The 14,205-nt window shown below is 36.4% G+C and carries 8 protein-coding genes; 4 read left to right on the top strand and 4 right to left on the bottom strand.

Annotated features, from left to right (window positions below; all coding sequences use genetic code 11):
* Both B3D98_RS05860 and B3D98_RS05855 read left to right on the top strand, forming a co-directional pair.
* Positions 1 to 643 (top strand): aldehyde dehydrogenase family protein (locus B3D98_RS05860; protein ID WP_288581662.1); only part of this gene is annotated, 643 nt, incomplete at its 5' end.
* A 275-nt stretch (positions 644 to 918) separates the two neighbouring features.
* A complete protein-coding gene (locus B3D98_RS05855) occupies positions 919 to 2,886 on the top strand; it encodes an S-layer homology domain-containing protein (RefSeq protein ID WP_288581660.1) in 1,968 nt (655 codons plus the stop codon).
* Positions 2,887 to 3,300: 414 nt separating this feature from the next.
* Here B3D98_RS05855 and B3D98_RS05850 read toward each other — a convergent pair whose 3' ends face one another.
* From B3D98_RS05850 to B3D98_RS05835, 4 genes are all read right to left on the bottom strand, one after another.
* The gene (locus B3D98_RS05850; protein ID WP_288581658.1) at positions 3,301 to 5,223 is read right to left on the bottom strand and encodes an N-acetylmuramoyl-L-alanine amidase; all 1,923 of its coding nucleotides are present in this window, start codon (positions 5,221 to 5,223) and stop codon (positions 3,301 to 3,303) included.
* Positions 5,224 to 5,456: 233 nt separating this feature from the next.
* Positions 5,457 to 6,368: a C40 family peptidase gene (locus B3D98_RS05845; protein WP_009371892.1), complete on the bottom strand. Its 912-nt coding sequence runs from the start codon at positions 6,366 to 6,368 to the stop codon at positions 5,457 to 5,459.
* A 221-nt stretch (positions 6,369 to 6,589) separates the two neighbouring features.
* Positions 6,590 to 7,657, bottom strand: coding sequence for an S-layer homology domain-containing protein (locus B3D98_RS05840; RefSeq protein WP_288581651.1), 1,068 nt, complete (start codon positions 7,655 to 7,657; stop codon positions 6,590 to 6,592).
* 200 nt (positions 7,658 to 7,857) lie between these two features.
* Entirely contained in the window at positions 7,858 to 11,868 is a 4,011-nt protein-coding gene (locus tag B3D98_RS05835) for a cell wall-binding protein (protein WP_288581648.1), read from the bottom strand.
* A gap of 347 nt (positions 11,869 to 12,215) precedes the next feature.
* Here B3D98_RS05835 and B3D98_RS05830 point away from each other — a divergent pair, with 347 nt between their 5' ends.
* Positions 12,216 to 12,893, top strand: a complete 678-nt coding sequence (locus B3D98_RS05830; protein ID WP_288581644.1) for a hypothetical protein — start codon at positions 12,216 to 12,218, stop codon at positions 12,891 to 12,893.
* Positions 12,893 to 14,149, top strand: a complete 1,257-nt coding sequence (locus B3D98_RS05825; RefSeq protein WP_288581642.1) for an HlyD family secretion protein — start codon at positions 12,893 to 12,895, stop codon at positions 14,147 to 14,149. Before B3D98_RS05830 ends, B3D98_RS05825 begins: the two co-directional genes overlap by 1 nt.
* The last annotated feature ends 56 nt before the right edge of the window (positions 14,150 to 14,205 follow it).

Genomic DNA, 14,205 nt, shown 5'->3' with positions numbered 1-14,205 from the left:
ATTAGCTGCACAATCCATCGTAAAATCAGCATTTGGTTTCTCAGGTCAAAAATGTTCAGCATGTTCTCGTGCTGTCATCGTAGAAGATGTATATGAGCAAGTGGTAAATCGCGTAGAAGAGTTAACAAACGCTTTAACAGTGGGTGACCCAACTGATTACAGCAACTTCATGGCAACAGTTATTGACCAAGCAGCATTCAATAAAATTACAGAGTACATCGAAATCGGTAAAGGCGAAGGTCGTTTAGTAGCTGGTGGTACAGCAGACGATACAGTCGGCTACTTCGTACAACCAACTGTATTCGCGGACGTAGATCCTTCTGCTCGTATTATGAAGGAAGAAATCTTCGGACCAGTGGTAGCCATTGCAAAAGCAAAAGATTTCGACCATGCGATTGAAATTGCAAACGATACAGAATACGGTTTAACAGGCGCTGTTATCACAACAAATCGTATGAACCTAGAAAAAGCACGTGAAGAATTCCATGTTGGAAACCTTTACTTCAACCGTGGCTGTACAGGTGCAATCGTAGGTTACCAACCATTTGGTGGCTTCAACATGTCAGGTACAGATTCAAAAGCAGGTGGCCCAGACTACCTACAGCTGCATATGCAAGCAAAAACAACTTCAGAAATGCTTTAATTTTTACTTCAATAAAATGCCGTACATTGTTTCTTAGTAAGCAATGTACGGCATTATTTTTTGGGGATAACACAAATGACATATATAATAGAAGAAACTCATGTGAATTTCGGTTCACTTTCCTTCCCCTATTTAAAACTAACTTTCACACCAAATTATAAAAGCATACTTATTGCCTATAAAACGCTGGTATATTTTATGGCATTTCTAACATTTGACCCTTATCTTGATTGTATAACTTTGTTAAAATGATATCAGTTTAGGAGGGTAAAACTATGAAAAAACTATCAATTTTTATGTTGCTCACGATGCTTGTTAGTCTAGTCATTTGGCAGCCTCAATCTGTCTATGCAGACGAGCTATCAGGACATATGCATGAAAGTGGTCTACGCTATTTAATTCAGAAAGATGCATTACTAAAGGATGCAAATGGAAGCTATCGTCCAAATGCTACGGTTACACGCGGTGAATTCGCCACATACATAGCAAAAGCATTAAATTTGGACACGAAGAACGAGATAACGTTTACAGATGTGTCAGACACATATTTATTTGCAAATGAAATTAAGCTTGCCGCAACTGCTGGAATTATTACTGGTTATACGGATGGCTCATTTAAGCCAGATGACCGTATTTCAAGAGAGCATATGGCAGTGATGCTAATCAGAGCAGTTGATTATTTAAAAATACCAAAAGGTACTTCTTCTATTACCTTCAAAGACAATACAACTATTTTTAAAGATTTCCGTGAGGATGTTGCAATCGGTGCACAATTAGGACTTATTAAAGGAAGCTCCAATGGCATGTTTTTACCAAGAGACAATGCCACAATTGGTGAGGCATCGACATTTATTCTACGATTAATTCTTCTTGCTGATCAGCTTGACGCTGGTAAAAATGAAAACAATGGTAACTCCGAAAATAACGGTAATACTAATAATGGGAACAACAATAATACTGGTAATAACGGTAATACTACTGCATATATCGTCAAAGAAGTTTCCAATGGTAACTTGGTAGACAAACAAACCTTTACTAGCTTTGAAGCAGCTGAAAAGGCGATGACGACTAGTTCCTTAGTGATTACTCAAAATGATAAAATTATTAAAATGACTTCAGGTTATGTTGTAACGAATAATTATGTTGCTCTAAATTCTGAAACGATTAAGGATCAAATCGCAGTTGCGGGTAATACAGAAATGGAGTATCTAGGTAGTGATGCCACACAAGTAAAAGTACGCTTAGCTGGTCATACTGGCTATTTAAAGCAGACTGACGTTACCTTAATTCCTTCTGCTTTAGTGAAAGGCCGTTCTTATTACTCAAATGAGTACGGTGAAATAAAACATACCTTATATGATTATAAAACTAATAAATATTCTGCTAGTTACGTGTATGGTAAGGCACCTAGCTTTATGAAGCAGGGTGAGAAATACTTTAGCTGGGATGGCATCAACTTTACCAATGCTGATGGTTCTTCAAAGGGAGAAGCCTATAACTACTATCAGTTCTTACCAGCTCGTGCAGCAACTCAATATACAGCAGATGAGCTAGATCAATATATTGTGGGAAAATTAGCAGAGGTTGAAAGCTCAGGTGCTTCGATTTATAAAAATGCCACAACTAAAAGTAAACTACTTGGTTTAGGCTCTGTATTAAAAGAAGTGGAAGCCAATTCTCATATCAATGCTATGCTTATTTTATCCTTAGCACAGCATGAGAGTGCCTATGGTATGAGTGATCACGCTCAAAATCTAAACAATCTATTTGGCTTATATGTCTATGATACAAATCCACTAAACAAGAAGTTTGATAGTGTGGAAGCCAATATTAATGAGCTAGTTGAAAAATTCCTTCAGCCAAATTATATTACGCCAGGTGGACGTTATACAAATGGCGCAGTTGTTGGTTCTAAGGCTATCGGCTTCAACGTAAAATACGCTTCAGATCCATTCTGGGGGGCAAAAATTGCAGGACATTACTATCGTGCAGAAAAAGCTTTAGGCTTTAAAGATGCAAATAATCCCTATAAAATCGCTCTCACAACAACTGCTGGACTAAATGTTCGTGCAGATGCATCAACAAGTCAAAGTCCACTTTTCACATTTAGTAAAAGTAATATGCCTGTCATCGTTACAGATACAAGCTCAAATGGTTGGTATCAAATTGTTTCAGATAAACTAAACACTGAACCTGGATATATAAGTAAGGATTATATTAAATTCATCAATACCGTGAAATAACGTAAATGGCTGTCTCTTAATAAATGAGACAGCCATTTACTGTTGTTGAAAAAAGATAAAGTCACTGGCAAAAAGGCCTTTTTATAAGGCAGGAGGTTGATTTCCGTTCCGCCAGCGACCTTTCCAGGGGCCGTCCGATGAGCACTTCACTTACTTATGTTCGCTCTAGGCTCTCCTCTGCGACGCTCAATCAGGAGTGATGTTGGCTCCTCTCCAATCACCCATGTGCAAAAGTGTCTTTTCCTTATCTTTCATACTAGCTAGCAAGCAATCTAATTAGCTTTTATTTGTATGATTAGAGAAAATTTTATGGCCATTTTATCAATTAGTTTGTATTTTTCTTATATGGGTATATAGAGAATAAGAAAAACGATCCCAAAGGCTAGTACATCTTTGGAATCGTCTCTTAATCAATTATTGTTTTTTATAATATTGCAAAATACCATTATAAATAGATTCTGCAAATAATTTAACGTATTGATCATTTGTCATTTTACTGTTATCCTCTGCATTCGTTAAGAAACCAAGTTCTACTAGAATAGAAGGGATCACCATATTACGAATTACGTAGTATTGCTCTTGCTTGACACCACGATTTTTCATATTTAAATTGTTGACAATTTGATTATTAACATATGTCGCTAAATCAATGTCTTCCTGATACATATCTCCTGTAGATATTGCATAATATGTTTCAGTACCAGACGCTGACGTATTAGCAGCAGAGTTGACATGAACACTCACAAAAATTTCACCATAGTTTGCTTGAGTAAAGTCTACGCGATCTTGTAAGGATGGATACGTATCACCGGTACGTGTCATATAAACCTTTGCTCCAGCATTCTCTAGTAATTGTTTCACTTGTGTGCTGACTTTTAATGTAATGTTCTTTTCAGAAGCAGAGCCCTTTACTGTACCTGGATCTTTACCACCGTGACCTGGGTCTAGGATAATAATACGATTTTGTAAAGGTTTAGCTGTTTGATTTAATAGTTTTAAATAAGATTTGTGAACATAGCCTGATTGGCCATTATAGGTGATTTCTGCCCAGTAACCATTGATGTTATTAACTTGGACATACTCTCCTTTATTCAGCTTAAATAACACGGCTGATGTAGAGTTACTTTGACTGCGAACATTTAAATTAGCTACCGTTACTCTTCCTAGCACATCACCAGAAGCTGGTGGTGTTGGATCTGGATTTGGATTAGGATTTGGCTTTTCTTCCTCCACAATATCCGTAGTGCTATTCGCTACAATATAACCTGGTAAACCATTTACTTGTGTTAAGTAGTAGCCACCAGTTGTTTTGTAAACGGGAAGCTTTTCGTTCGCTTTAATCGATGAAATTACTTTTGCTGAAGATGTAGGCTTCACATATAAATTGACAGCATTTTTTGTCGTTACTTCTTTTTCGACTGTTCCTAACGCATTACCATCTGCATCTACAAATTCTGCATATTGCTTATAGATGTAGGCATATGCGCCTTTATAAGTAACCTTTAGCCAATTACTTTCAACAGCGTAGACTGATAATTTACCGCCTGTATTGACTTTGCCTACAATGTTCGTGCTTGAAGTAGAATCTTTTGTCTTACGGATGTTTAACCCATCTGTAGTGACCTTCACTAAGCCAATGACTTGTGATGTATCTGGAACTTGTACACCTTTTACAGGAAGCTCTAATCGATATTTTTCACTGTTTGCACGTGCAACGAATAATGAGAATTGAGAACGTGTTACAGTGCTATTTGGTAAATACGTATTACCTGTTCCGTTGGTAATGCCATTATAATAGATTGTATTGATGTATTTCACATATTCATGTGTAATTCCTACATCAGTAAAAGGTGAGTCGATCCCCTCATACTCACTAGTATTTAAATTAAAAGCCTTTGTTAATACATAACTCATTTCTCCACGAGTTAGAGGCTTATTTGGTAAGAATTGACCTTTTATATTTTTGTCGAAAAATCCTAGCTGTACAGCACGTTCTATATAACCTGACATTTCAGTGCCGACTGTAACATCTGAAAAGCTAGATTTATTTACAACTAATGGTTTATTACCAGAGGCAACAACAACCATTTTAGCTGCTTGTCCTCTTGTAACACTATTATTTGGGCCAAAGACTCTCTTACCATTCACAAAGTAACCTTGAATTACCCCCAAATTTACTAAATAATTGATTTCTTCATAGGCTGGGTGATTTTTAGTAACATCTTCAAATGTTATATTTGAATTGTTAGCTGCACTGACACTTGCACTATGTATCGTAAACATAGAAGCCGAAATGAATAAGACGCACAAGATAAGACTAATTTTTTTGATGTTCAATGTCTTATTTCCTCCCTTCTTGTTCTCTTAACGTGTCCATTTTAACAAAATTAGCTAAATAAAGCATCATACAATAGAACTGTTAAAATTTAATTTTCCAATTCACATCCTTTCCTACAAAATTATCATAAAAATAGAAGAGTCTGCTATTGCAAACCCTTCTTCCATTATACGCTATTCAAAAGATCATTTCTTGCAATCTATGACACAATTAAAGTGTTAACTTTATGAACTTATTGTTGAATTCTTTCAATAAATACTTTTAATTGTTCGATTTTTAGTAATTCATCAGAACCGAAGCTACCGTCTCCGTCACCATTTGTAATGCCATTTGACGCTAGAGTAGAAACATATTCATTAGCCCAGCTCTTTTGAGGCACATCACTAAATGCTACACTTCCACCATTATTTTCAAGACCAAATGCTAGCACTAATACTTTAGCAATTTGTGCACGCGTAATTGGTGAAGACGGGTTGAATTTACCATTTGCATCGCCTTCAAAGATACCTAATTTTGCTACAGCTGCAATAGCACCTGCATGAGCATATGTAGGTTTTACATCTACGAAACTAGTAGTAGTATCAGATGTATCTAAGTTTAAAGCTTTTGCAATTTGTACTGCTACCTCTGCACGAGAAGCATATACGGAAAAGTCAATAGCTGCTTGTTTTACTTCAGCCTGTTGTTGAGCATCAAATGTTGCTACACGTTTAGCACCTACATAACGATCGCCCCAATAATATGGGTCATTAACATTTGAGTAGCTTACACCTTGACCAGTTTGAGAGTGGATCATTTTACCATCACCTATGTATATCCCCACATGTGAAATACCACTACCACTTGTATTGAAAAATACTAAATCGCCAACTTGAAGATCACTCTTGGCAACTGCAGTACCTTGTTGATATTGAGATCCTGACGTACGGTTTAATTGAATGCCTAAGTCTGAAAATACTTTAGAAGTAAAGCCAGAGCAATCAAAACCGCTTGTTGTTGTACCGCCGTATTTATATGGAACACCTAAATATTTAGAAGCTGTATCAGTTAAATCTGCTTTAGACGCTGCTTCAGCAGTATTAATATTAGTAGTTGAAAATAACATAAATGATGCAAAAATCGGTAATAACCATTTCTTATTCATACTTTTGTTATACCCCTCTCAAAACTTTTTTGCCTATACATAGACTATCACAAAAGAGGCGAATGTTATTTTTCAATTGTGTAACGGTTTTAGACAGCAAAAAAACGCTGTAATACCAACGTTTGGTGGTATTTCCAGCGTTAAAAAGGGGATTTTTTTATCGTAATTTGGAACTTTCGTAACATTTCTGTAATATTAGCGATTCTTTGTTACACAACAACTTATTGACTAGAGAACATTTGGACCCAATAGTAATTTCCTTTGCTATCCTGTGCTATTGCAACACCTGTGTTCGTATAGTGCTCTTTTAAAATATTATCTCGATGGCTAGGTGAAGCCATCCATGCCTTAACAGCAATTTCAGGTGTTTTAATATTTCTAGCAATATTCTCTCCAAAACTTGTATAGTTGTAATCAAATAATGTCGCTAAATCCCAAGGTGCCCCATAATATGGAGAAACGTGTTCAAAATAATGGCGATTTACCATGTCCTGTGCTTTAATAATTGCAATTTGTGTCAGTTCCGAATCATAAGCAACAGGTTCTAGCTTATTCTTCTGTCTTTCAACATTTATTAATTCAATCACCTTTTTAGACCACTCAGAAGAAAGGTTTACAGTTGGGATATAATCCTTTGCTAGATAGTCATAGGCTACTTCCAATGCCTTAATTTTTTGTTGAAAAACCATGCTTCGCTCAACAAATACAGCAAACTGTGCACGTGTTACCAATTGGTCAGGAGCAAAATGCTTAGCATCCACTCCACTAATAATGCCGATATCTGCTAAGGATTCAATATAGTCTTTTGCCCAATGCGTACGCGTAATATCCGCAAACTGGCTATTATTTTTGCCATCTACTTTAATTTGGTAAGCTAGTGCTAGCATTTTTGCCACCTGCATACGCTTTAAAGGCTCTTCTGGATGAAAGGCATCACTTTTTTGAATAACTCCCAGTTTAACAAGCTGGCAAATTTCCTTGTAATATGGATGTGTTGTAGGAACATCCTTGAATTTTACAGGGTTCTCAATGTCAATGTTTGTTTGAAGAGAGCGAGCAATGGCAGCAGCAGCCTCTGCCCTTGTAATAGCTTGCTCTGGCTTAAAAGTGTTGTCGTTGTATGTAGTCATATATTGTTTTGTGAGCATATGTTGAATCGAGGCATTTGCCCAGTATGAATTTGTCACATCTACTGCCTTAGCAGACGCTGCTTCTACTTGACTAAAACTAGTTAAACTTCCTACGGTTGCAGCTATTGAAAGTACCATTATACTCAATAATTTTTTCAACAGGGCGACCTCCTCACGTTGGCAAAATGAAAATGTATCAAATGGTACCTCCCAATCAAAGCGACCATTTATACTATAAGATACGAATTTCAGATGATATAGTTTCACTTTTTTGGAAATTAATATTAGGATTCATTTTTTCTTACTTATAAAAGGAGTTTTCCCGTTATATTGATGGGGAAAACTCCTTTTTTATCATACTATTGAATCATTTTAAGATAGTCTTCTAGAATGCGGTAATTATACACTAAGCCCTGTTGCTCAATTGACAAATTACTATAATCTTTTTGAGCAGCTAACACTTTTTTCTCGAATGAGGAGCTGTCTGGATCAATATTTCCAATCGCTTGAACAACTTTGAGAACGGCAGCCACATCTTTTTCAGCCTGCTTTAAGACATCCTCATTAATGACCTGTCCTTTAATTTTAGAGTCCAATGCCTTATAGGCAGCAACGGCATTCGCCACATCTTCAATATACGTTGAAGAGCTTGGAGACAGTCCCGCTATGATCTCCACAACCTTCTTCACATCAGCTAAACTTTTCTCTGCTTCGAGTAAAAGAGCATAATTGGAGATACGTTGTTTATCTGTCGTATTCAAACTATCATATTCTTTACGTGCCGCTTCCACCATGCCAAAGTAATATTTATCCTTTGGATTCAATTTAGCAATATTATTATAAACCTTTATAACATTATCTAGCGAAAGCAATAGCTGGTCGTTATAAACATAGCGTCGTTGATCAGCATTGAGCTTATCATAGGCTTTTAAAATCTTTTGGTATTGACTATCCATATCTTTTGCCGTTAGCAATCGGTCTATATCTTCTACAATACTCATTACAGGCTTTATTAGCTTTTCCTGATCTTGTAGCACTTTATAATTTTGAACAGCCCGTTGCTGATCCTTTGGTAAAGCATTGTAAGCAGCACGGATTTCTTGAATACGTTTCACATATTGCTTTGGATCAACGGATGGTAAGTCATCAATCATTTGCATGACATTACCAGCCCCTAAAATACTAGACTCCGCTGCTTGCAATAAGTAGTAGTTTGTCACATATTGCTTCATATCGTCCGGTAGTGCATCGTAAAGTGAGCGTGCTCGTGATGTATCTTGAAGGAATGTGTTACTTGAAGATTTAAGTTTACTAATCAATTCCATTACATTAGAGACAGGCTCGAATTTTAAGAGAATATTAATATTATCGATGTATTTTTTTTGATCTTTCGATAATTTATCATACGCTTTACGTGCTGAGTTTACCTTACTAACAAAGTTTGTTGATTCTGGATCTAGTTCATTAATTTGAACCATCACACTTAAAATTGGTTTCACTGCTTTTTCACGTGTTGTTAAATCTTTAATATTCGTCACTAATTTCTTTTGGTCAGATGACAGCTTATCGTATGCTACACGCGCATTCATCAGCTTCGTTAAATAGTCAGCATCTTGCACTTCTGTTAATTTAATTAGCTCGACTACACTCTGTGCTAATCCTTGTTCATTCTCTGCTGCTACCAGTGCATCATAGTTTACGATCGCTTGCTGCTTCTCTGCTGGCAAGGCATCATAAAGCTCACGCGCTGTTTTCATATCTTGATAGAAAGTTTTACTTGTTGGCTTTAACGACGCAATAAGACCAATCAAGGAAGCAACATCCTCTACAGCTGTGAGATTAGCATAGTTTGTTACACGTTTTTGGGAAACTTGATCAAGTGCATTATAGGCTTTACGTGCATCAAGAACCTTTTTTGTATAATCCTTATTTGTTGGGTTTAAGGCATCAATCATTTGAATCACCTTGATTACTGCCTTGTTATCCTTTTCGTAGGAGCTTAACATTTTGGCTTGCTCCACTAGCTTCTGTGCGTTCTTATCCATTGCTTTATATTCTAATGTAAGCTCGGCTACCTTTTTGACAAATGTGTCAGGGCCTTCATTTGCTAATGCTATAATACGGTCATCGAATGCTTTGGCCGTATTGATATAGCCTTGTGCGTTTGTTAGGTGTACATAATTGATGACCTCGTCTTGAAGTTTTGGCTCTATATTATTTAATGCGTTATAAGCACCCGTTGCCTTTTGCACATCATCTTTATAGGTCTTTTTTGAAGTATTTAAAGCATCAATTTGAACAATAACATCTATAACAGGTACTTTTTTACTCAAGCCCTTATAATTTAAAACAAACTCCTGATTAGCATTATCTAGTTTGGAGTAAGCCGTATAAGCTGATTTTGCTTTAGAAATATAGCTTTTAGAGGAAGGATCCAATTTTTCAAATTGAGAGATGACATTAACGACTGATTTATAGGATTTCTCTAAATCTGTTAACACTTTAATATTTGTCACACGCTTTTTAGCTGTTGGTGATAACGCATTATAGTGAGCTCGTGCATCCAATATTTTTTCAATAGCTATATTTTTATCTAGCAGATCAATTTCCTCTATAACTTCTTTTACCGCTTTTTCTTCATCAATTAAAGCGTCTATTTTTACAATCAGCTGTGTTTTTAAATTATTAAGAGCTTCTTCATAGCCACTACCTTGTGCATCTAATTTATCTACTTGGTTTCTTATTGCGGCAAGCTGTGCGCTGTAATCTGCTGAAGGTTTTAATGTATTGATTGTTTTTGATAGATCAGCGTATTTTTGAAACAGTGTTAGTTTTGAAGTTCCTTGCACTAACGTTTTATCATTTTCATTTAATTTGTTATAGGCAGTCCACGCAGATAAAGTTTTACTTTCAAATGTTTTGGCGGCAGGATCAAGGCTATCAATTAACTTATCTACCTTTAAGGCAGCACCTAAATTTTTCTCCCAAGCTGTGAGCTCTGCTAAATTAGTGACTATTTTTTTGACATTGCTTGGATTGATTGTTGTACCAGTTGGAGCAGGTGGATTATCATAAGCTGCACGCGCTGCTTTAATGGCAGCTACTTTTTCACTATCTATTTTAGTACCAATCAAGTCTATAAGATTCTCGATACTTTCAGCCACAGTAATATTGGCAATTGATGATTGTAATTCATTCGCGTTTATAACAAAATCTTTATTGATTGTTAGGCCGTCGTATTTTGTTTTTAGCTCATTAACTGCGGTACGATATTCGTCTTCTTTGGATACACGTAATGTAGAAATGCTTTTCGAAATATTGGCCGCCTGACGATATTGTTCAATGCTCTTATATTCTGTTTCTACTAAATTTTTAGAAGCTGCATCCAGATTATTATATGCTTTATCAATAGCAGCTACCGCATTAATAAAGCTCGAGGCTGTAGTGAAATCTGCTGGCTGCTTAGCTTTTAGCTGTGTAATACTAGAAGTCACCTTTTCTACAGCAGACAAACCTGATAACGTATCCTTATACTTTTTAAAAGGTGTAACCTTATCATCATTTGGATTGTACGCTTCTATTACTTTCTTTTGCTCTGTAGTTAACCCATTATAATTCGCCGTAAAACTATTTATTTTAGGCAAAACAGTTGAGTAATCCGAGGATTTTTCCAATAACTCAACTAACAGAACTAATTCTGTAGCTACTCCTTCTGCTTTAGTCGCATCCACTTTTAAGTTATTTAATTTGTCAACATCCATCCCCTTGCCTTTAAAGTAGGCATTGCGTTCTGCATCGGTATAGCCGTATTGTAAAGATGTGCCGCGAATTGTACTGGCAATGTCTTTTGCATTATTCACTAGCGCCTCATTGACAGCTGCTTCAAATTCCTTTTGAACAGTTACATACGCTTTTAGATTATCCGTGCCGATTTTTAAAAAGTTATCATATTTCTTATCGAAAGCGGCTACATCTGCAATAAATGTTTTACTTGTAAACGAGATTCCTGTCATTTCTTTTCCTAATTTTTGTAGCTCACTTAATAAGCTACGTTGCTCCTCCACATAGCGATACTTAGCTTCAATAAATGCAACTTCGTGTTCATTAAAGCCTGCTGCACTTAAAACTTGCAGATCTCCTTTTGCAATGACCATGTCATCAGCTGATGAGTTCTCTGACAGCTTACCAAATTGAGCAATAAGCTGCTCTCTTGTCGTTGCAGCCGCTACCTCATTTGTATAGGCAACTTGCTCCGTATGTGTTGTGACGCGGGATTGTGCATCATTTTCCTGTGCGTTCGCTATAGCCGTAGGTGCCAATAAAAGACCTGTTATGACCCCTGCTGTCAATTTTCGATTCAATCGAACCACCCTTTCATCGTTTATGTATAGGAAAATGATTGTGTTCATTTTCATTTAGAATTTATGACTTTAGTATCGGTAAAAATTGCTTTATTTCAAGCCATTCTAATATATTTACAAAATGAGACATATCAAAAGTAATTTTTCTAAATTACTAGCTAGAAAAACAGGAAGTTATTTCAATTATACTATACAATGGTGTTATATAAGGTTTTCACCAATTGACATATAATAAGAGATTATGTTTTTTCAATGAATTTATTGGAAAAAAACAGCTATTTTCATATGTCATAATGTCTTTACAAGGTGTATACTACAACTTTGATATCCTATTTTGGAAGAAAGGACGCTGTTTTATGTTTTACCATTATAAGTTCTGGCATAGCTTAAAAAATCCTACCTACTTTACTAGCATCGTAGAGGAAGGCGAGGTCATCGGATATAAAAAAAGAGTACTAACGGTGTTCATTCTTTTCATCCTGTTGTTTGCTGCTCGCGAATATTGGGGAATGGGGACAGAAAATTTAACGTCCTTATTCGCAAAGGATTTACAAAATGAATACTATGTAGCACGTATACTTTCGATGCTTGGTGCCGTTTTATGGGCAATCGTCTATTTTTGCTTCCACTATTATGGTGTTACCTATCTTTTACATCTATCAACGGACATTCCTTATACTTGGATAAAAAGAGTGCAGCTTTATGTTGTAGCCTTTCTATTAATTGAAAAAGCAATCCTCTTAGCTGTTTTCTATGCAGTAGGCTATACAACCATGTTTTCTTTCTTCTCCTTAGCTCCTGCTGCCTTACAGGTGATTGAAACAGATTTCGTATTATTTACCCTCAATCAATTGACGGTAACAACTGTTTTAATCATTATTGTACAGTATCTCTTCCTATCAAAATGGGAGGAAGAAGCTAGTAGGAAAATGTTAGTAGTCAAATTGATTGGTATACAGCTATTTATGGCCATATTTGTTGGTTTGATTAGTGTACTACCAATTAAAGAATGGATTGCTAGGGGGTTAGGATGATGGCATTTATCAAAACAAGACCATGGACAACTACGACCATCGTGTTAGTAATGCTAGTAATCGGCATAAATGCTTATTTTGTCTTTAAAGATAATAGCAACGTGACACGATCCTACTTTATCGATGAATTTCAAAAAGCTTATATCGGCACGAATACAGAGCGTGTTCATAAAGATACCATTGTAGCACCTGCTGAGACATACACGATTACTGCTGATGCAACTAGCTTATCAGCTGTGAATGTAAAGCGTGGCCAAGAAGTGATGATGAATGATGTACTTGCTACCTATAAAACGGATGAGGTGGATGAGGAGTTAACAAAGCTTGAATCTGAACGCACTGCCTATGAAACAGAATTACAAGATTTACAGGATGCCCTTGATCAAATAGAGGATGAATATGGAGACGATTCTAATCCAAAAAGCTCCATTAATACGGATCAAATCAATGACAAGCTATCTGTAACGCTAAAATTAGAGCTTGCTCAACAAAATTCAGCATCTACAGCGGTTGCCCTGTTAAATCGACATATTGCTGAAACAAATCGTCAAATTGCGTTACTTGAAGCCCAAATTACACAAATTCAATCTCGTCAGGGTATTGTCAGCCCTATTGATGGTGTGGTGGCAGCCATTAAGGAAGAAGCTGGTGCGCTAACTTTTGAAATCTATTCGAATGAAAAAGCAATGTATGCCTATTTATCAGAAAAGGAATGGCAAAAGGTGGAGGAAGGGCAAACTGTAGATTTCAAGGTGAAACATGTCAAGGATGATCTATCTGGCATCGTATTAGAAAAACAAACGATTGCTACTGACGATCAGACAATTTGGGCAAATGAGCTAGCCAAAACTGCTACCTTACCACAACCAACTAATTATGAAGTAACCTTACAGCAGGATGCCCCACTCGAGGACATCCCATTTTCGACAACTGGTAAGGCCTCTATTATTGTCAACGAAGCATTCGATTCTTATAAAGTTGATAAATCGTGGCTAGCCACAGCTAAAAAAGGGAACAAAAAGCTGTATATCATCAATCAGGACGGTAAAATTCAGCTAATTGATGTCAATGTGCAATTTAAAACGGCTAAGTCAGCTATTTTTATGGATTATCTTGATGAAGGTACGCCAATGCTCTCTAATGAGAAACGTAATCTCGAAGCCTATACCTTCAGAACATTACCTGTTGAGAAAATCCAATGGAGCCATTTTAAAGAACTAACTTGGAAGCAATATGTGAAATATATCGTTTTCTAACCTAAATCCGCCTCGTCTTTTTATGGACAAGGCGGTTTTTTTGTATCTTTTGAAAA

Origin of the sequence: Lysinibacillus sp. UBA5994 (genome assembly GCF_002429725.1) — a bacterium.
Taxonomy (GTDB): domain Bacteria; phylum Bacillota; class Bacilli; order Bacillales_A; family Planococcaceae; genus Lysinibacillus; species Lysinibacillus capsici.
This window is presented reverse-complemented; position numbering and strand designations above follow the sequence as displayed.